This window comes from Proteus sp. FME41 (assembly GCF_014897315.1).
GTDB lineage: Bacteria > Pseudomonadota > Gammaproteobacteria > Enterobacterales > Enterobacteriaceae > Proteus.
Window position 1 is genome coordinate 25505 of record NZ_JABUYL010000008.1, and the last position, 19844, is coordinate 45348.

At 37.5% G+C, this 19844-nt stretch carries 17 protein-coding genes; 5 read left to right on the forward strand and 12 right to left on the reverse strand.

All coding sequences use genetic code 11. The features are described 5' to 3' along the window. Positions 1-82: 82 nt before the first annotated feature. The 3 genes from argD to ppiA form a co-directional block, all read right to left on the reverse strand. Positions 83-1297, reverse strand: a complete 1215-nt coding sequence (argD, locus tag INT04_RS09055) for a bifunctional acetylornithine/succinyldiaminopimelate transaminase (RefSeq protein WP_193015810.1) — start codon at positions 1295-1297, stop codon at positions 83-85. Positions 1298-1414: 117 nt separating this feature from the next. Beyond that, positions 1415-1990, reverse strand: a complete 576-nt coding sequence (locus INT04_RS09060) for an aminodeoxychorismate synthase component II (RefSeq protein WP_036933913.1) — start codon at positions 1988-1990, stop codon at positions 1415-1417. Positions 1991-2363: 373 nt separating this feature from the next. Further along, entirely contained in the window at positions 2364-2933 is a 570-nt protein-coding gene (ppiA, locus tag INT04_RS09065; protein ID WP_193015811.1) for a peptidylprolyl isomerase A, read from the reverse strand. 270 nt (positions 2934-3203) lie between these two features. Between ppiA and yihA the strand changes: the two genes are divergently transcribed. Both yihA and def read left to right on the forward strand, forming a co-directional pair. Continuing rightward, positions 3204-3809, forward strand: coding sequence for a ribosome biogenesis GTP-binding protein YihA/YsxC (gene yihA, locus INT04_RS09070; protein WP_193015946.1), 606 nt, complete (start codon positions 3204-3206; stop codon positions 3807-3809). A 628-nt stretch (positions 3810-4437) separates the two neighbouring features. Beyond that, a complete protein-coding gene (gene def / locus INT04_RS09075; RefSeq protein WP_193015812.1) occupies positions 4438-4956 on the forward strand; it encodes a peptide deformylase in 519 nt (172 codons plus the stop codon). 98 nt (positions 4957-5054) lie between these two features. Here def and polA read toward each other — a convergent pair whose 3' ends face one another. The 4 genes from polA to INT04_RS09095 all read right to left on the reverse strand — a co-directional run bounded on the left by polA (position 5055) and on the right by INT04_RS09095 (position 10416). Then, positions 5055-7853 carry a DNA polymerase I gene (polA, locus tag INT04_RS09080; RefSeq protein ID WP_193015813.1) on the reverse strand — a complete coding sequence of 933 codons (2799 nt, stop codon included), beginning with the start codon at positions 7851-7853 and terminating at the stop codon, positions 5055-5057. Positions 7854-8492: 639 nt separating this feature from the next. Further along, entirely contained in the window at positions 8493-9116 is a 624-nt protein-coding gene (gene dsbA, locus INT04_RS09085) for a thiol:disulfide interchange protein DsbA (RefSeq protein WP_193015814.1), read from the reverse strand. A 20-nt stretch (positions 9117-9136) separates the two neighbouring features. Continuing rightward, positions 9137-10132, reverse strand: coding sequence for a serine/threonine protein kinase (locus INT04_RS09090; protein ID WP_193015815.1), 996 nt, complete (start codon positions 10130-10132; stop codon positions 9137-9139). Positions 10133-10146: 14 nt separating this feature from the next. Then, the gene (locus INT04_RS09095) at positions 10147-10416 is read right to left on the reverse strand and encodes a YihD family protein (RefSeq protein ID WP_193015816.1); all 270 of its coding nucleotides are present in this window, start codon (positions 10414-10416) and stop codon (positions 10147-10149) included. Between the two features lie 220 nt (positions 10417-10636). Here INT04_RS09095 and mobA point away from each other — a divergent pair, with 220 nt between their 5' ends. Next, the gene (gene mobA, locus INT04_RS09100) at positions 10637-11221 is read left to right on the forward strand and encodes a molybdenum cofactor guanylyltransferase MobA (protein WP_193015817.1); all 585 of its coding nucleotides are present in this window, start codon (positions 10637-10639) and stop codon (positions 11219-11221) included. 11 nt (positions 11222-11232) lie between these two features. Continuing rightward, a complete protein-coding gene (gene mobB / locus INT04_RS09105) occupies positions 11233-11751 on the forward strand; it encodes a molybdopterin-guanine dinucleotide biosynthesis protein MobB (protein ID WP_193015818.1) in 519 nt (172 codons plus the stop codon). A 58-nt stretch (positions 11752-11809) separates the two neighbouring features. Here mobB and INT04_RS09110 read toward each other — a convergent pair whose 3' ends face one another. After that, positions 11810-13471, reverse strand: a complete 1662-nt coding sequence (locus tag INT04_RS09110) for a glycoside hydrolase family 13 protein (protein ID WP_193015819.1) — start codon at positions 13469-13471, stop codon at positions 11810-11812. A gap of 217 nt (positions 13472-13688) precedes the next feature. Between INT04_RS09110 and INT04_RS09115 the strand changes: the two genes are divergently transcribed. Continuing rightward, complete coding sequence (locus INT04_RS09115) at positions 13689-14669, forward strand: LacI family DNA-binding transcriptional regulator (RefSeq protein ID WP_193015820.1); 981 nt, start codon at positions 13689-13691, stop codon at positions 14667-14669. Between the two features lie 230 nt (positions 14670-14899). Here the strand turns inward: INT04_RS09115 and INT04_RS09120 are convergent, their stop codons facing one another. The 4 genes from INT04_RS09120 to INT04_RS09135 form a co-directional block, all read right to left on the reverse strand. Then, positions 14900-15397, reverse strand: coding sequence for a RidA family protein (locus INT04_RS09120; RefSeq protein ID WP_193015821.1), 498 nt, complete (start codon positions 15395-15397; stop codon positions 14900-14902). A 45-nt stretch (positions 15398-15442) separates the two neighbouring features. Further along, positions 15443-16864, reverse strand: coding sequence for an NAD(P)/FAD-dependent oxidoreductase (locus tag INT04_RS09125; protein ID WP_193015822.1), 1422 nt, complete (start codon positions 16862-16864; stop codon positions 15443-15445). A 618-nt stretch (positions 16865-17482) separates the two neighbouring features. Beyond that, on the reverse strand, positions 17483-18838 hold the full coding sequence (gene gorA, locus INT04_RS09130; RefSeq protein WP_193015823.1) for a glutathione-disulfide reductase: 1356 nt from the start codon (positions 18836-18838) through the stop codon (positions 17483-17485). Positions 18839-18983: 145 nt separating this feature from the next. Then, positions 18984-19826 (reverse strand): 23S rRNA (adenine(2030)-N(6))-methyltransferase RlmJ, encoded by an 843-nt coding sequence (locus INT04_RS09135; protein ID WP_193015824.1) that lies wholly within the window; start codon positions 19824-19826, stop codon positions 18984-18986. Positions 19827-19844 lie beyond the last annotated feature (18 nt).

A 19844-nucleotide genomic window follows, 5' to 3' on the forward strand; every position in this document is an offset into this window, starting at 1 on the left:
CAAACTATAGCCCACTAAAAAAGGCTATTGATAATAAGATCTGCATAAACCCCATCTTTATTGATGGGGTTTTTCATATGTACTACCCTTCAATAAATTCTGCAATGGCAGCTTTTAGTGCCACCATTCCTTCTTGTACTTCTTCTTGTGTAATAATTAATGATGGGGTAAAACGCATGACATCTGCCCCTGCGTTTAACATCATTAAGCCATGCTTAGCGGCAAGGCCTAATAATACTTTCGCTTTGCCTTCATATTGTGGTGCTAATTGTGCACCAATCAGTAAACCTTGCCCTCGAATTTGCGAAAAGATGGCGTAGGTTTGATTTATTGCTGTTAGCTCGTCTACAATCCATTGGTAGCGTTTTTCTACACCATCAAGTAGCTCTGGTGTATTAATTAAATCAAATGCGACATTCCCCACTGCGCACGCTAATGGATTCCCCCCATAGGTAGTGCCATGAGTACCGACTCCCATTGCAGAAGCTATCTCTTGTGTCGTTAACATCGCACTTAAGGGAAAACCACTTCCTAGCGCCTTGGCTGTTGTGATAATGTCAGGCATCACATCATAGTTCATATAGGCAAACAGCTTCCCAGTACGTCCCATTCCTGTTTGTACTTCATCAAGCACCAATAGCGCTTGATGCTTATCACACAGTTCACGCAATCCTCTCATAAATTCCGGTGTTGCTGCCGTTACACCACCTTCGCCTTGCACTGGCTCTAACACAACCGCACACGTATGGTCATCTATCACCGCTTTTACGGCATCTAAATCATTAAAAGGAACATGTATGATATCCGCAGGTTTAGGGCCAAAACCATCGGCATATTTAGGTTGCCCCCCAACGGATACTGTAAATAACGTCCTCCCATGAAATGCATGGTGAAAAGCAATAATTTTAGTCTTATAGGGGCTATGGCGGGTTATCGCATAATGACGAGCCAATTTAAACGCGGCTTCATTTGCTTCAGCACCTGAATTAGCAAAAAAGACACGTTCTGCAAATGTATTATCAATGAGTTTTTGGGCTAAACGCAGTGCAGGCTCATTCGTGAAAATATTACTGACATGCCAAAGTTGTTCACTTTGCGCTTTCAATGCTTGGTTTAATGCTGGGTGAGCATGTCCTAATGCCAAGACGGCAATACCACCAGCAAAATCGATATACGATTTTCCTTGCTGATCCCAAACACGGCTACCCAATCCTTTGACAGGGATAAATTCTGCGGGTGAATAAATTGGCAACATTACTTGATCGTAAGTTGCCCGGTTAATGCTTTGCTTTGTCATGACCCCACCTGATCGTTATTCATCTTCATTGTGAAAATATAATCACTAAATATGAATAAAAAATCAAATGTGGTTTTGTATAAAAAGGCGTTATTTTGCCATTTAAATGCTATCCATTTAATATTTAAGGAAATTATTTAATAGCTCATGTCCTTGCTCACTTAAAATACTTTCTGGGTGAAATTGAACCCCTTCAATGGGGAGTGTGCGATGACGAATACCCATTATTTCATCCACATTTCCATCATGCTGGCTCCAGGCCGTCACTTCAAAAGGTACTGGTAATGTTGTGGCATCAATCACCAAAGAGTGATATCGCGTTACACTTAAAGGTCGATTAAGTCCTTTAAAAACACCTTGTTGATTATGATGTATCAATGAATTTTTACCATGCATCACTTCTCGTGCTCTGATAACAGATGCACCAAACGCTTGTCCTATTGCTTGATGTCCAAGACAGACCCCAAGAATAGGAATTTCACCGGCAAACCGCTGTATAGCCTCAAGAGAGATCCCTGCTTCATCAGGGGTACAAGGTCCTGGCGAGATAACGAGATGTGCTGGCATCATCTTTTCTATCTCTTTAAGTCCGATCTCATCGTTCCGCTTAACAACAACCTCAGCACCCAATTCACAGAAATACTGATAGAGGTTGTAGGTAAACGAGTCGTAATTATCAATAAGTAACAGCATATTAGCCTATCCGACTGATTTTCTTATCATTATTTATTTTATTACTATTTTAAAGCGCGTATATACTTGCCAAAATAGCTCGTTGTTTAACCGACCTGGGTACAACAAAGCCGATTATCATAGCACAGGTATAAAATATGAATAGTAAGCAAGAAAACCTGTTGATTTATTGCGCAATAACAAGAATGACGGTAATTGATGATGAATAGAGTGATTAATAGCGTAATGAATAGTTATTGCAGGAGAACACACGAAAAAAGAGACAGTAAAAAATATTTTTTTTGTACTAAAAATCCCGGAATGAAGAGGATCATTCCGGTTTATGTGTATTTTATCTTATTAGAATAAGTAAATATCCTATCCTAATAATGCGTTATTCTTTTACCACTTCAGCAGATAAAATAGTCACTGTTTTTACAGGGACATTTTGATAAGGTCCAATATTCCGAGTTTGAGCTTGTGAAATTTTATCAACAACATCCATCCCTTTCACAACTTTACCAAATACGGCATAGCCAAAATCACGTTGACCATGGTCTAAAAATGCATTGTCAGCCACATTAATAAAAAATTGACTGGTTGCACTGTCTTTATCTGACGTGCGGGCCATAGCAATGGAGCCTTTTACATTGCGTAACCCATTATCTGCTTCATTCTTAATGGGTGCTCCCGTTTGCTTTTGTTGCAAATCAGCCGTGAAGCCACCACCTTGAACCATAAAACCAGGAATAACACGATGAAAAGTGGTTCCGTTATAGTATCCATCTTCGACATACTGAATAAAATTTTTCGTTGTAATTGGCGCTTTTTTATTATCCAGTGATATTTCAATATTGCCTTCAGAGGTGACTAATTTAACGAAGGTTTCTCCCGTTGCCATTGCAAAAGTCGCTGTTGTTAAAGTGCAAGCGGTAACGAAGGTGACAAGAAAACGTTTTAACATGCAGGGATCCTTTACTTTAATAGTCTACAACTTACTTAATATGCAGCGATTCTAATTCGCTGAGGTAAATAGTGCCAATCATTTACCTTTATTTACGCTTAATAAGTCTAATTACGTCATAACAGCGTAAATTTTAATTTTTAAGCTCTGTTATAAGTCGTTAAATTGCGCCAAAATAGAGCGAATAGATATTTTAGATATTCATTCTCATGCAAAATTGAAATGAGTATGCATGAGAAACCGCATTATTTCAGAGAGGTTTATACCATAATGACCCAATTTAATTACCAAAAAGCACATTTCATCATTAGTGCACCTGATATCCGTCATTTACCACCAGATACCGGGATTGAAATTGCCTTTGCGGGTCGCTCTAATGCTGGTAAATCCAGTGCGTTAAATGCGCTAACCCAACAAAATGGATTAGCCAGAACCAGTAAAACTCCAGGCCGAACTCAATTAATCAACCTCTTTCAAATTGAAGAAGGTTTACGCTTAGTCGATTTACCGGGTTACGGTTATGCTCAAGTTCCTGAAGAAATGAAGCGTAAATGGCAACGTTCTTTAGGAGAATACCTGCACAAAAGAGAATGCTTAAAAGGGATTGTCATTTTAATGGATATTCGTCATCCATTAAAAGATCTTGATATGCAGATGATTGATTGGGCGGTTGAATCAGAACTTCCAGCGCTTATTTTACTGACTAAGGCCGATAAATTAGCGTCTGGTGCGCGTAAACAGCAGTTAATGAAAGTAAAAGAGGAACTGGCAAGTAAAATTGGTGATATCCGCGTGGAATATTTTTCATCATTGAAAAAAATCGGTATTGAGCAGCTACGTAACACACTTAATGAATGGTTCTCAGGGACAAAATAACACCCTATACTCTAAATATGTCAGGATACCGCTACGCGACAAGTAAGTGAGTGGCTAAGAACACACAAAAGTCTGTGACTAGTGCGAATAAACGTAGCCAACAACACGATACATTGAAGTATAACGAGACAATACTTAATCATAATTATCTCCCTTTCTTACTACACACATTTTGATCTTTTATTTCTAAGGGGAAAATCGCCTTTCCCCTCTCACTTATAGCACAAACCACTTCACGAATTTTAGGCAAAAAAATGCCCCAGTCGAAATAAAGTCGACTGGGGCAGCTAATATTCAGCTAAATCCGATTACGTGAAGTAAAAGGTCTGAAAGATAGAACATCTTACCTCTGTACCCTACGAGAGATAATGTACTCTATTTTATTGGTTAATAAAAGCCCTTTTGTAATTTTTTTTCACAAGCCGACACGATTCAGCTGTGTGTTTATGTATTCAAACCACAAATAAATGTAGTTTAATTACATAATTATGAGACTTTAATCACTTACATGAATGTGCTTAAAAATAGACCAAATCACACAAAAGGTGCGGTTTATCCTTGATGATTTTGTGATACGCTTACCGCGAGACCGTAGTAAATATGTAATTAGCGATAAAATGAGGTATCCATGGCTGTATTAACGCTACTGCGTTTTCCCGATGAACGTCTGCGCAAAGTCGCAGTACCTGTGGAAAAAGTAGATGACGAAATACGCACATTAATCGACGACATGATTGAAACCATGTACGCAGAACGAGGTATTGGCTTAGCGGCACCTCAGGTTAATGTATCGAAACGCATTGTTGTTATTGATGTTTCTGAAAACCGAGATCAACCACTTGCACTCATCAATCCTGAAATTATCAGCACTGAAGATGAAGTGATGGATATGATGGATGGGTGTCTGTCTATTCCGGAGTCTTTTGCCCCAACAGAGCGTTACCGCTTCTTAAAGGTTAAAGCATTAGACAGAAATGGGAATGAAATTGAACTTGAAGCCTCTGATTTGTTTGCAGGCTGCATTCAACATGAGCTAGACCATCTTGATGGTAAGCTCTTTATTGACCATTTATCTCCGTTAAAACGTCAACGCATTGAGAAAAAACAGAAGAAATTAAGTAAACTAACTGACCCACAAGTTGCTTAATTATTCACTTATCTTTTTTTCACATTTTGATAAGTTTTGACATAAAAAAGCTCGGTAATTAACCGAGCTTTTCTTTATTTAACCATCACATTTAAAAATTAATGTGCTTCATCCCAATTATTACCAACACCTACTTCGACTTTCAGCGGAATAGCTAATTCCATACTGCCTTCCATCAGTTGGTGGATCATAGTATTGGCTTTCTCTAAATAAGACTCTCGTACTTCAAACACCAATTCATCGTGTACTTGCATGATCATATGCACATCGTCAGGGCATTCATTACAAATCCAGCTATCTACTGCAATCATTGCTTTTTTGATGATATCAGCAGCAGTACCTTGCATTGGCGCATTAATTGCCTCACGCTCTGAAGCTTTACGACGAATCGCATTCTTCGAGTTAATTTCTGGCAAATAGAGACGGCGACCGTCTAGCGTTTCAACATAGCCTTGCTCAGAAGCTTGTTGGCGAGTACGTTCCATATAATCTAATACGCCAGGATAACGCTCAAAATAGAGATCCATATAACGCTGAGCTTCTCTTCGCTCAACACCAATTTGTTGAGACAAGCCAAACGCACTCATACCGTAAATTAAACCAAAGTTGATTGCTTTTGCACTACGACGTTGTTCAGAAGTTACTTCATCTAATGGAATACCAAACACTTCAGACGCCGTTGCACGGTGGATATCTTTGCCTTGAGCAAACGCATCTAACAACCCTTTATCTTGCGATAAATGCGCCATGATACGTAATTCAATTTGTGAATAGTCGGCAGCGACAATTTTGAACCCCTCTCGCGCAATAAATGCTTGGCGAATACGACGACCTTCTTCATTTCTGACTGGAATATTTTGAAGGTTAGGATCACGAGAAGATAAACGTCCTGTTGCCGTCACCGCTTGATGATAAGAAGTGTGCACACGCTTTGTTTTACCATTAACCATTAATGGCAATTTATCAGTATAGGTTGATTTTAATTTTGCCAACCCACGGTGTTCTAAAATTAAACGAGGAAGCTCATGACTATGCGCTAATTCTTCTAGCACTTCTTCATTCGTGGATGGTGCCCCTTTCGGCGTTTTCTTGATAACCGGTAATTGTAGCTTATCAAATAAGATTTCTTGCAATTGTTTAGGAGAAGAGAGATTAAACTCTTGATCTGCTAAAGCAAAAGTTTCTTTTTCAATTTCCGCTAAACGTTGTGTAATTTCTTGAGATTGTACAGCCAATACTTGCGCATCAATTAATACACCTTTTCGCTCCATTCTAGAAAGCACTGGCACTAATGGCATCTCAATATCACGGTAAACATGATTCAGCGGCTCAATAGCCTCTATTTGAGGATACAGTGCTTGATGAAGTAATAATGTGATATCCGCATCTTCAGCGGCATATAACGTTGCTTGTTCAACTTCAATTTGATTAAACGTAAGTTGCCCTTTACCTTTGCCTGCAATCTCTTCAAATGTGGTCGTTTTATGGTTTAGGTGCTTTTCCGCTAAGGTATCCATATCATGTCGATTACTTACGCTATTTAATACATAAGATTCCAACATCGTATCAAAATGAATACCGTTTAATTCGATACCTTCATTTTCCATAATGCCACGGTCAAACTTCAAGTTTTGACCAATTTTTAAGATATTTTTATCTTCTAAAATAGGTTTTAATGCCGCAAGGACTTCATCAATAGGAAGTTGGTCTGGCGCATCTAAATACTCATGACGCAAAGGAATATAAGCGGCTTTTCCTGGTTCAACAGCAAATGACATCCCGACTAAACGCGCATCAATATTATTTAAGCTGTCAGTTTCTGTATCAAATGCAAAAGCAGGTGCTTTTTTGAGGATCTCAACCCATCGCGCTAAGCTGTCATGCGTTAATATTGCTTCGTAGTTTTCTTGTGTGATCACAGGGAAATTTGCTGATGCAGGCACCTCTTTCGGTTTGACAGCTTCAGAGGTGTAAGGCACCGCAACTTTATGTGTACTACGTTGTGCTAACCAACCGCCATTTTGCAGATCACTTATCCAGCGTTTAAATTCATAACGCGTAAACATATCAAGCAACTGTTCTAAATTTGGCTCATTAACCACTAAATCATCAAACGTTTTATCGAGTTCAACATCCGTTTTAATCGTTGCTAGCTTATAAGAAAGTTTTGCTACTTTCTCATGTTCTGCCATTTTAGCGCCCAGGGTTTTAGCCCCACGGAAGCTTAGTGCTGCAATATTATCAAGCTGTTGATAAATATCGTCTAAACTACCAAGTCCTTGTAAAAGACCCAATGCTGTTTTTTCACCCACCCCTGGAACACCAGGAATGTTATCTGATGAATCACCCATTAATGCAAGAAAATCAATAATCAGTTCAGGTGGAACGCCATATTTATCTTTAACTTCATCTGGCCCTAAAATAACATTAGTCATGGTATTAATAAGTGTGATCTTTGGCGTCACTAATTGCGCCATATCTTTATCACCTGTACTTATCAGTACATCACGACCATCGGCCGCCGCTTTTAGCGCTAATGTTCCAATGACATCATCCGCTTCTACGCCAGAAATAGATAACAAAGGTAAACCCATTGCTTGTACCATCTCATGCAAAGGGGCTATTTGTTCACGCAAATCATCCGGCATTGGAGGACGATTTGATTTATATTCCTCATACAACTCATCACGGAAGGTTTTACCTTTAGCGTCAAACACAACCGCAACATGGCTTGGCTTATACTGTATTATTAAGCTACGTAGCATGTTCAACACACCATACATCGCACCCGTTGGCTCACCTTTACTATTAGTTAGCGGTGGAAATGCATGATAGGCACGGTAAAGATATGAGGAGCCATCTACAAGGATAAAGGGGTTTTCTGCTATCTGGACCATAATATGTTCATCATTGTTCTGAGGTTCATTAATATGACTAGAATGCCACATTGCAGCTCAATAGACGAATATTACCTGTTCTTAAATGTAGAAACTCAGCTTAAATACGTCATGATTTATGGTTAACCGAATTTATCAGAAAAGAATATGTACTAATGGTAAATCAATATTAATTGACGATCTTTTGATTCTATACTTATGTACGTTAATTTAATCTTAATTAAAAAAGTGAGAGAGTAATCAAATGTATCACTTTGTTTAGAAACTATTTAGGATAGTTTATTTTATCCATCATTAATATTAATGTTCAAATCAGCATCATCATTTTTCTATTAAGCGCTTAAGATTTCAATAAATGCCATAACAACCTGTGGATAACTCTGTGAGTATTTTTGTAATCCTCTCTATATTAATGAGTTAGCTTTCTTTTCATTTTATTAACACAATTAAAAAATCAACCACTTAGCGAATTCATAAAGATATTCTAATTTAATAGAAGTATTTTTATTAATGTGGATAGTTATATTATGACAAATATATGAAGGCGAAAAAATAGCACCCTTATTTATCGAGTGCTATTTTTTATATAAAAAACTATATATTTTTACTTAATCCATATAAGAAAGAATTAAACCTATCCTATTTTTTCAGTAATAATTGGTTCACAATCTCAGAGTATGTTTTGGCATACTCTTCTGGTGATTTTGCGCTAATACCATCATTCTTCATTTTGTACTTACCACCAATTATCATGGCAGGCACACCACTAATTTGAAAATCAGCAACTGCATTTTGTTGTTGGCTTACTAAAGAATTAACAACAAAGCTATTCATGGCCGCATCATAATCTTCACCTTTCACACCTGCATTAATAAAGGTGTTACGAATATCATCAACAGAACGGATAGATTGTGTCTCTTGAATACCTTTAAATAACGCAGGAGAAACTTGATCTTCCACGCCTAACGCAATTGCCACAGCCCAAGAACGTGTTAAATCCTTACCTAAAGGTCCAAGAAAATCAACATGATAACGAACCATATTGGTATTTTCTGGGATATTTTTCTCAACTGTACTATTCACTTTATACACTTCAGAAAACTGATAACAATGTGGGCAATAAAAAGAGAAAAACTCAACAACGTCGGGTGCAGCCGTGATCGTTTTGGAAAGATTAGTATACTGTTTTCCTTCAGAAATATCGGCTGCTGATACACCGAATGCTAACACCATACTTGCTAACGCCAGCCAAATCTTTTTCATTTCTCATCGTCTCCTAAGAATTAATACATTGGACTAAGTTGTAAAGGAGGCTCATTTAATTGCTCCACTTGTCCCTTGAATAAGGCTAATTGTTTAAACCAGAAATCTTGTTCTTGAAACCAGATAAAAGCTCTTGGAAAGGCAGGATCATTCCAACGTTTTAATACCCACGCAAGATAATGCACCATTCTCATCGCTCTTAGTGGTTCAATTAATGATAATTCACGTAAATTAAAATCTTGGTATTTATAATAAGACTCAAGGATCGTATCTAATTGTATAACTTGCTCTTGCCGTGAGCCATTTAATAGCATCCAGAAGTCTTGTATTGCAGCTCCCATTCGGGAATCATCAAAATCAACCATTACAACTTCATCACGCCACAATATATTCCCAGGATGGCAATCCCCATGTAGCCGTAATATTTGCCATGCAGTGTCTTCTATTCTAGGGCTCACTTCATAAATAAGTTTATCTATCATCGCAATAAATTGAGGCTTGAGACTATTTGGAATTAACGAACTATTTTCAAATTCTAATTTTGGTGCTGTCAGATATTCTGCAATAGAAAGCGTTGGCCGATACTGATAATTCTTTTTTCTGCCTATTTGATGAATGCGCCCTAATGTGCGTCCAACTTCTTCTAGTTGAAATAAATTATCTGTTTCATAGGCTCTTCCGCCAATACTGGGAAATAATGCAAAATAAAAACCATTATCAGAAAGATGAATCGTCTCATTATTAATCATTAAAGGAGCAGCGACTGATACTTGAGCGTCCTTTAATTCTAAAACAAACTCATGCTCTTCTTTTATCTGCTCATACGACCAGCGTTGAGGGCGATAAAATTTCACCACATAACGTTTTTTATGTTCATCCATAAATTGGAAAACACGATTTTCATAGCTATTTAATTCCGTCAACCCTGATTCTGGGTAAAAACCGATTTTAACTAGTGCGTCCCAAATGTCATCAGGTGAAAGTCCCTGAAAATTAAATGAGGTAGATATTTCCATTTTCTATCCTGAACTTAATCTTTAATAACACCACGAGCGCGCAAAATAGCGGTTTTAAAATCTTCTTCGTAATCTTTTTTCAGCCCTGGAATAGCATCTGTAGGCGCCGAACCTCGCATTTTCAGATGGTAAATCAAAATATCATCAGTCAGATCAGATAATTGACCTTTAAAACCCGCTTCATCAGCCAGTTTCTGCAATAATTGAACTAAGTTTAAATCAGAATTTTCTTCCCAAACTGGGTGTAATAATTCCATAACTTCATTAAGACGGTGACATTTCATACAAAAAATCCTTATTATTAATGACAACAACAAAGTACCAATTATTATCCGATAGAAAAAGGAAACCTCTGTCAATATGCGTAAAGATTACGCTTTTTTGATAAAAATTGCTGTCGCTTTACATGAAATCCCAACAAGTCGATACTTTTTATTAGTATATCGTCTTTACTTGATAAAAATTGTTCGGAAATTTTAGCCAATTTATTCACAAATATTGAATATGAAAAAAAAGAATATTACAGGTGGCATACTCGCGGGTGGCCAAGCAACACGAATGGGAGGCGCAGATAAAGGGCTTCAAATTCTACATGGAGAGCCTTTGTATCTCCATATTGCCAAAAAACTCGCACCACAAGTTGATAGCATTCTTATCAGTGCTAATCGAAATTTAGAACAATATCGTCAGAGTCAGTACCCTGTTATCACTGATGAAATCGAGGGATTTTCAGGACCTTTGGCGGGTATGCTTGCGCTATTAAAGCAAGCCTCAACGCCTTGGGTTGCTTTTGTGCCTTGTGATGTTCCCTATTTTCCACTCAATTTAGTCGAAACACTTTACGAACAGAAAGAGAACACTTTAGCTGTTTATGTGGATGATGGAGAAAGAGAGCACCCTACACTGGCACTATTAAATCGTCGTATTATTCCTATGCTAGAAACTTATTTAGCACAGGGTGACCGAAAATTAATGTTGTTTATGAAGCAGATAAAAGCACATCCTGTTTTATTTGCTGATCAAGCTAGCGCTTTTATTAACTTAAATACCCCTGATGATATTGAAAAAGCCAATAAATTAGAAAAATAGGAATGCATAATATGGCACGCGTCGATTTACCCCTTTTAGGGATCACCGCATGGAGCGGAACAGGTAAGACAACGTTACTAAAACAACTTATCCCACAATTACGAAAAAGAAAAATTCGGGTTGGAATGATTAAACATACCCATCATGATATGGATGTGGATAAGCCAGGAAAAGACAGTTATGAACTCCGAAAAGCAGGTGCAGAGCAAACATTGGTGGCAAGCCAGCAACGCTGGGCGTTAATGACTGAAACCCCCGAATTACCTGAATTAGATTTGTATTACCTTGCTTCTCGTTTTGATGCAAGTAAGTTGGATTTAATCTTAGTTGAGGGCTTTAAAGGTGAAACTATTCCTAAAATTGCACTCTATCGCCATATCAATGAACGCAACTTTAATGACTTACTGGATGAACACGTTATTGCCGTCGCCAGTGATTGTGATTTAAACATTGATTTTCCATTGCTAGATATCAACAATCCAGAAGCTATCGCAGAATTTATTGCAGATTGGCTGAAAAATATTAATTAATATATTACAAAAGATAACGCGCCTTAAAGGCGCAGTATCTTTTAAACTCTAATTTATACTACTCATTAAAAATAATCGCCTGATAAGGCTGAAGAATAAGATTGCCTTGCGCATCTTCGACTATTGGGCTGTTATACAAATAGAGATGTGCTGCATTAAGTGCCAGTGGCTTTTTATCATCACTAAAATTGCAGTAAATATTAACTGATTTACCTTCATAAGTACGCTTAAAGGCAATCACATTTTTAGGTGAGTCTAATGGTGAAAAATCACCATAAATCAAAATCTCGCTGATTTCTGAATGTCGTCTTAATGCAATTAATTGTTTGTAATAAGCAAAAAGAGAGTGTTTATCTTCAATTTCTTGCTTAGCATTTATTTGTGCATAATTAGGATTAACTTTTAACCACGGTTTACCTGTACTAAAACCGCCCTGTATTTCACTATTCCATTGAAAAGGTGTTCTTGAATTATCACGGCTACGCTCATTAAAATATTCAATAATTTGCTTATCGCTATAGCCTAATTTCTTGCCCCACTCATGCAATTTAAATACATGTAAATCATCATGCTCTTCTAATGTCATAGGACAATTTGTCATGCCAATTTCTTGCCCTTGATAAATAAAAGGAGTACCTCGTTGCGTTAATAAAAACGTCGCTAACATCTTGGCACTAATTGGATTAATTGCGCCTTTAGGTAAAAATTTATTTAATGAACGAGGTTGGTCATGATTTTCTAAATAAGGCGCTCCCCAACCGACTCGTTGAGTATCTAATTGGCTTTTAATAAATACAGGTTTTAGCCTTTCACCTGTTATGGGATTAATCGTAAATGGCTTTTCATTACGGATATCTAAATCAGCAATACTAAAATCAAACACCATGGAGAAATAACCATCTTCCCCAACATAAGCACGTAAATCTTTTTCCGGTACATCGATTTCAGCCACGGTCATGCTATTTGCAGGCTTAAATGTCTTTTCAACTAATTCAGTTAAGAACTTATCAATCCCCGGCTGATTGAGGACCCATGGCACTAAAGAAGCCGAACCATCGTCTTTATCTGGCTCAAATTGATATTCAGATAAAGCTTCTGGTGATTTTTTTAAATTACCAATCGCATCGATACGAAATCCCGCAACACCTTTTTTGATCCAGACATTGATCATATCGATAATGTCTTGACGTAACTTTGGATTTTCCCAATTTAAATCCGGTTGTTCTGGGCCAAATGAATTAAAGTACCAACGGTTGGTATTTTCAACACGACTCCAAACTGAACAATCAAAATAAGTGCGTAAATTATTAGGGGGGGTCGATTTATCCCATTGTTTAAAAATATAATAATCGGCATAAGGACTATTAGGATCGTCAAGTGCAGCTTTAAACCAAGGATGTTCGTCTGAAGAGTGATTTAATACTAAATCTAATAGGATCTTAATATCTCGCTTTTTAGCTTCACTAATAAGCTTATCCAACGCTTTATTATCGCCAAAGATAGGATCGACAACAGAGTAATCTGCTATATCATAACCATTGTCTTTCATCGGCGATTTAAAGATAGGGCATAGCCAAATAACATTAGTGCCTAGTGATTGAATATAATCTAATTTCTCTGTGATCCCCGCTAAATCCCCAATACCATCGCCATTACTGTCGTAATAACTTTTGGGATAAATTTGATAGACCACCGCTTCTTTCCACCAAGTATTAGACATATTCACCTCATCGAGATAATTAACACATTATGGAACTGTTCCATATTTAATATAAGATACTATAGGCACTAAAAGAGTGAATAAGACAATTAACATACTAAAATGTGAATTGGCTCATACTAAAAAAACACAATTACCTCATTAAAGAGAGGATTGTCATAATCAGATTAAGATATATTAGGCAATCATCTAATTGAAAGGAGCAACAGCATATTCAATGGCCGGGATCCGTGATGTCGCAAAAAAAGCAAATGTTGCCGCAAGCACTGTTTCAAGAGCATTAAATAACAGTGGTTATGTTTCTCAATCTGCACGAGAAAAAATAAAAAAGGCAGTAGAGGAATTAGATTATATTCCAGATACTTGGCTAAGAAATTTATATCAACAAAAGAGTGCCGTTGTTGGTGTTATTATTAATAGCCTTGAATACCCTTATTTTGCGACAGTGACGCGTTTTATCGAAAATAAGCTTGCTGAACATGGCTACAGCATGATGTTATGTGCAACCCAAAATAGCAAAATCCGTGAGCGTATATTTTTTGATATGCTTAAACGCGGTCAAATCGACGGTATTATTGCAGAATATCTGTTATTGAATGACAATGAATATCAGCATATTCAAAAACCTGTGGTAACACTAGATCGACATCTTCGTGATATTCCATTAGTTTGTTCTGATCATCATACTGGTGGTCGACTAGCAGCAGAACATCTTATTCAAAAAGGCTGCCAAAAAATTCTCTATATTGAAGATAACTCAAGTTATTTATCTTCAACACCTTCATATCAAAGCTGCTTAGCGTTTAAAGAAACACTTATTCAAGCAGGTATTACGCCAATTCCTTGCAAAGTAAATTGGAAAGAAGAAGAGAAAGATTATTTTCATTCTTTTGCGACAAAAATACTTTCTTTGCATTCAGATATTGATGCTATTTTTGCTGCTGATATTCCAGCAATGGCGTTATTTAATGAAGCAACAAGACGAAATATTGCCATTCCAGAACAATTAAAAATCGTTGCTTATGATGGAAGCCCTTGGCTAAATCAAACACTGCGCCAATTGACTTGTATTGAACAGCCCTTTGAGCAACTGGCTGAAAAAAGCGTAGAAGTGATTAGTGCATTAATTGAGAATAAAGAAATAACCGATAACGTCTCGGTTATTCCAGTGAAATTTATTCAAGGTGAAAGTAGTTAAAACATAATTTATAAATATTTACGTATTTCAATGAATTATAGATCAGGTGGTAATAAAGGTAGATTGTTATAAGGTATTCTAGAAGACCAACTCATATGTTTATAAAAACGTATTTTATCGACATATTGCTATAACATATCAACACCATAAAAAACGCCAAAGAAAGTTCCCCTTCTCTAGCGCTTATTGAATTATGTTTTACTTCAAATTCGAGTAAAATTTAATCGATCTTATTTCGCAGGGCGAACAGCAATAACTTCAATTTCTACACGCCATGCTGGATTAGCCAGTTTATAAACTTGGAATGCTGAACGAGCTGGCAGTTGATCGGTTTTTGAAGCATCATAGAACTTAGAGTAACCGTTCATGAAACCTTTAAAATCCATAGTGCCATTATTTTCTTCACCACCAACTAAGAATACTTGCATCTTAACAACGTCTTTCATATCAAGACCAAGTTTATTCAGGTTAGTTTTGATTTGCTCTAAAACATTAATAGTTTGTTCTTCCGTATTACCGTAAGAAGCTAATTCACCTTCTGGCGCATTTGCTGATTTCTTAGTAGGGACTTTACCACTTAAGAAAACCAGATTGTTACCTGCATTAATTTCAACTGCTTCTGAAATAGGCATACCGTCTAATTTATGATGCACAACATTCTCCGCTGCATTCGCACTTGCTACACCAAAGACAAAAGGTAGGGCAATAAGCAGACTTTTATAGCGCATGAAAACTCCTTAATATGTTTAAATTACAGTAAAACAAGGGGTTATTTATTTTTTAAAGCGATCCATACTAAATGCTGTTGGATCAATAACAGGTTTCTTGCCCGTCACAATATCAGCCGTGATTTCCCCCGCGGCAGGACCTTCAGTCATACCCCAAACTGTTGCGGTATTAATAACCAATCCAGGGTATTCTTTGACTTCAGAAATAATTGGCAGTTCATCAAATGTTGGGCTAACAATCGCCCCCCAACGTTCAACAACCTGTGATTTTTCAAATGCTGGGAATTCCGCTTTCATTCTTTGGAATACAGCATCTAAATGCTCTGTGTTTTGTGTTGCTGTTGCAATACGATATTGTTCGAACGGTGTTTTCTCATCTAATTTCCAAGATGTTGCCATCTTGAATGAGTTAAATAAATCTTCACCGATAGAGAATTCTAATGGCAGTTCACCGCCTCCTAGTAGATGCATGAATTTAGGCCCTAACAAGAAGCTATCTTTCACAACGGAGCTTGTGAAGATACGAGGGGCAACCGCATAAGTTCCATCAGCTTGTTCACGGAAGTGGATACCATTAGGTAAATGCACGTTACCACGCGGTGCACCAGGCACTCCAGATACACGTTGTTGTGATAAGTAAACATTTAGCGTTGGAATATCAATGCCCATGTTACCCATGAACAAACGAGACCAAATACCGCCCGCAAGAACAACGTGAGAGGTTTTAATTGCCCCTTTTTCTGTTACAACATCAGAAATTTTTCCCGCTGCAGTTTCAATGCCTCTTACCGCGCAGTTGGTATAGATTTTCACACCAATCTGTTTTGCATAACGCGCTAATGCAGGTGTTCCTGTTTCAGGATCCACAGAACCTGAATCTTCTTCAAATGCTGCGACAGTCCACGGTGTTTGAGCTCCAACAAGACGGTTTGATAATTCCTCACCTTTAATTATGCGGGTATTTAATGGAGTATCAAATCCTGCAGATTCTTTTGCTGTTTTGATCCACTCTTGTGCTTTATCAAACGCTTTTTCATCAGCAAGTGCCTCGACACGGCCTTGTGTACGGTAACTGGTGTCAGCACCAATTTTCTCGTTCATACCACGCCATAAGATTTTCCCGTAATGGTGTAATGGGAAAATTTCTGGTGATGTTTGATAACTAATAATTTGGCTGTAGGCGCGGCCTGATTGCTCACCTGCAATCTCACCTTTTTCGAGAATAGTGACACTCATGCCACGCTCTGCAAGGTTGATAGCGGTCATAATCCCTTGAATACCACCACCAATAATCACTGCATCAGACTCTTTAGGCAAAGCACCTTCTGTACCTTCGACAAACGATGCTCTTGATTTAGTTTCAACGAATTTACCGTCACGGCGAACCATTGGAACTAATGCAGCACCACCGGCTAAAACACCTGCAGCACCAACACCTAAAAGCAGCTTTCTCCTTGAAATTTTCATCTTCTACCTCAGTAATGGATTTACCATTTATATTTATAATGTTATTAATTTGTATCTTTAAAATTAAATATTATCATAGTTTATTATATTGTTAATAATTATTATTATTTGTTAATTATTTTCCTAACCAATAATATCCATAGATAAAATAGGGTTAAATCAACCACTTTTTCTCATAAAAAAACATCATTTAAAGACCATCCCGCCATAAAAGATTATCGCTATTAAATGATAAATAAGGATATTATTTAAAAAGATAAGATTATTAATAAAAAATATAACTATTTATTTAATTAACATTTTGATACAAATAAATGGATAAAACCGTACATAATTGTTTACAAAACAAGCAAATTTCATCGCACAATAACATAAATAAACTTATCCGTATTGACTAATAAACAACCTATTTTTTACAAAATAGATTATTTCACTTAGCAACTTGTATATGACTCAATAGGTAGATGAATATGCTGTTGTGAAAAGAGGTAGAAAGAGAAGATTTAAATCAGATAGTGGATAGAAAAAATATTTTATAAAATCTATTTTAAAAAAGAAAAAACCAGAGATAAACTCTGGCTTTTTACGAGGTAATGCTGAAATAAGCGAGATTAATGCTTATCTCATTGTCACAAACTCTTCGGCCGCTGTTGGGTGAATAGCCACAGTATCATCAAAGTCTTTTTTCGTTGCGCCCATTTTCAGTGCAACCGCAAAACCTTGCAGCATTTCATCCATACCGAAACCAATACCATGAATACCAACAATTTTTTCATCAGCACCCACACAAACCAGTTTCATACGACAAGGCTGACGATGGCGAGTCACTGCACTATACATTGCAGTAAACGAGGATTTATACACTTTCACCTGATCTGCACCGTATTGCTCGATTGCTTGAGGCTCTGTTAAACCCACAGTACCAATAGCTGGATGGCTAAATACAACAGTTGGGATATTTGAATAGTCTAAGTGTTCGTTAGGTTTGTTGTTAAATAAACGCTCTGACAAACGACGTCCTGCAGCAACAGCAACAGGCGTTAATTCAACCGCCCCTGTATTATCGCCAACAGCATAAATTCCTTTTACATTGGTATTTTGGAATTTATCGACTTTGATATAGCCTTTTTCATTTAACTCAACGCCCGTTACTGCCAGATTCAGGTTATCTGTTGCTGGTTCGCGACCAATTGCCCAGATTAAGGTATCAACTGTCTGCTCTGTGCCGTTTTCTAGTTGTAGCGTTAAACTTCCATCTGCATTTTTAATCACAGCTTTAGGAATAGCATGTGTATGTAACTTAGGCCCTTCGGTTTCCATCACTTCTAACAGTGTTTCAACAATTAATGGGTCGAAATTACGCAGTGGTGCATGTTTACGTACAAATAGATGTGTTTCGCTGCCTAGAGCATTTAACACACCTGCAAGTTCAACAGCAATATAACCGGCACCAACAACGGCAACGCGTTTTGGTAAGGCTTTTAATTCAAAAAAGCCATCAGAATTAATACCATATTCAGCACCCGGAATATTAGGTTGAACAGGACGACCGCCCGTTGCAATCAAAATATTATCCGCAGTGATTTTTTCACCATTTACTTCAATCGTGTTAGCATCGATAAAACGAGCAAAACCTTGAATAACATCAACTTTATTATTACCTAATACTCGATCATACGATTGATGAATACGGTCTATATAGGCAGAACGGCTACTGATGAGGGTATCCCAGTCAAAACGGTTAACCGTGGTATCAAAACCATAATCAGGGCCGTATTGATGAATAGCTTCGGCAATTTGCGCTGCATGCCACATCACTTTTTTAGGTACACACCCAACGTTAACACAAGTGCCACCTAATGCTTTCGCTTCAATTAATGCACATTTTTGGCCATACATTGCGGCTCTATTAATTGATGCGATACCGCCACTACCGCCACCGATGGCGATATAATCGTAATGTTTGCTCGTCATTTCTCTGATCCATTTATCTGTAGAAAAATAGGTAACTCACAGGCTAAGTCTTTCATGTCGTAATGTCTATTATGACAAAATTTAAAACATAGCACGTCAGATTTTAGCTTTTACAGTAATAGGCAAAAACAATAAGAAAAAATATTTATTCTGGCACAACCCATTCAACTGATGTATGCCCTATACCTTCAGGCACTAACGTTTTATGTAACCAAGGCAATATGGATTTCATTTGTGATTCTAATTTCCACGGCGGATTAATCACAATCATACCTGATGCTGTCATACCCAGTTGATCATTGTCGGGTTTTACGGCTAATTCAATTTGTAAAATTCTACGGATCCCCGTTGATTCAAGATCTTTTAACATTCGTTTAATTTGCTGGCGATGAACTACTGGATACCAAATTGCATAAGTCCCCGTAGCAAAACGTTTATAACCTTCTACAACGCCTTTTACGACAGCAGTGTAATCTTGTTTAAGCTCATAAGGAGGATCAATTAAGGCGAATCCACGGCGACTTGCTGGGGGTAATTTTGATTTTAATTGGCCAAAGCCATCTTCACGAGAAACGCGTGCGCGTTCGTCACGAGAAAATTCTGTACGCAGTAAAGGATAATCACTTGGATGCAATTCTGTGAGTACAAGTGAATCATACTCTCTCAATAATTTCCCAGCGAGTAAAGGAGACCCAGGATAGTAACGAAGTTCACCATTTGGGTTTAATTCACTAACGGCTTCAAGATAAGGCAGAATCAGCTCTGGTACCTCTTCTTGCTGCCATAAGCGGGCGATCCCTTCTAGATATTCACCAGTGCGAGTCGCATGAGCATGGGTTAATTGATAACGTCCAGCGCCAGCATGAGTATCAAGATAAAGAAATGGTTTTTCTTTCTCTTTTAAAGACTCAATGATAAGTGTTTGAACAATATGTTTTAAAACATCGGCGTGGTTGCCAGCATGAAAACTATGGCGATAGCTCAGCATTCTTTATCTTCCGTTAGA

Bases quoted from the DNA above. Each gene is read 5' to 3' on its own strand.
- INT04_RS09115 (WP_193015820.1), top strand. From the start codon at position 13,689: ATGGCCGGGATCCGTGATGTCGCAAAAAAAGCAAATGTTGCCGCAAGC.
- def (WP_193015812.1), top strand. From the start codon at position 4,438: ATGGCTGTATTAACGCTACTGCGTTTTCCCGATGAACGTCTGCGCAAA.
- polA (WP_193015813.1), bottom strand. From the start codon at position 7,853: ATGGTCCAGATAGCAGAAAACCCCTTTATCCTTGTAGATGGCTCCTCA.
- argD (WP_193015810.1), bottom strand. From the start codon at position 1,297: ATGACAAAGCAAAGCATTAACCGGGCAACTTACGATCAAGTAATGTTG.
- INT04_RS09125 (WP_193015822.1), bottom strand. From the start codon at position 16,864: ATGAAAATTTCAAGGAGAAAGCTGCTTTTAGGTGTTGGTGCTGCAGGT.
- dsbA (WP_193015814.1), bottom strand. From the start codon at position 9,116: ATGAAAAAGATTTGGCTGGCGTTAGCAAGTATGGTGTTAGCATTCGGT.
- INT04_RS09090 (WP_193015815.1), bottom strand. From the start codon at position 10,132: ATGGAAATATCTACCTCATTTAATTTTCAGGGACTTTCACCTGATGAC.
- INT04_RS09095 (WP_193015816.1), bottom strand. From the start codon at position 10,416: ATGAAATGTCACCGTCTTAATGAAGTTATGGAATTATTACACCCAGTT.
- INT04_RS09060 (WP_036933913.1), bottom strand. From the start codon at position 1,990: ATGCTGTTACTTATTGATAATTACGACTCGTTTACCTACAACCTCTAT.
- INT04_RS09120 (WP_193015821.1), bottom strand. From the start codon at position 15,397: ATGCGCTATAAAAGTCTGCTTATTGCCCTACCTTTTGTCTTTGGTGTA.
- INT04_RS09110 (WP_193015819.1), bottom strand. From the start codon at position 13,471: ATGTCTAATACTTGGTGGAAAGAAGCGGTGGTCTATCAAATTTATCCC.
- INT04_RS09135 (WP_193015824.1), bottom strand. From the start codon at position 19,826: ATGCTGAGCTATCGCCATAGTTTTCATGCTGGCAACCACGCCGATGTT.
- gorA (WP_193015823.1), bottom strand. From the start codon at position 18,838: ATGACGAGCAAACATTACGATTATATCGCCATCGGTGGCGGTAGTGGC.
- mobA (WP_193015817.1), top strand. From the start codon at position 10,637: ATGAAAAAAAAGAATATTACAGGTGGCATACTCGCGGGTGGCCAAGCA.
- mobB (WP_193015818.1), top strand. From the start codon at position 11,233: ATGGCACGCGTCGATTTACCCCTTTTAGGGATCACCGCATGGAGCGGA.
- ppiA (WP_193015811.1), bottom strand. From the start codon at position 2,933: ATGTTAAAACGTTTTCTTGTCACCTTCGTTACCGCTTGCACTTTAACA.
- yihA (WP_193015946.1), top strand. From the start codon at position 3,204: ATGACCCAATTTAATTACCAAAAAGCACATTTCATCATTAGTGCACCT.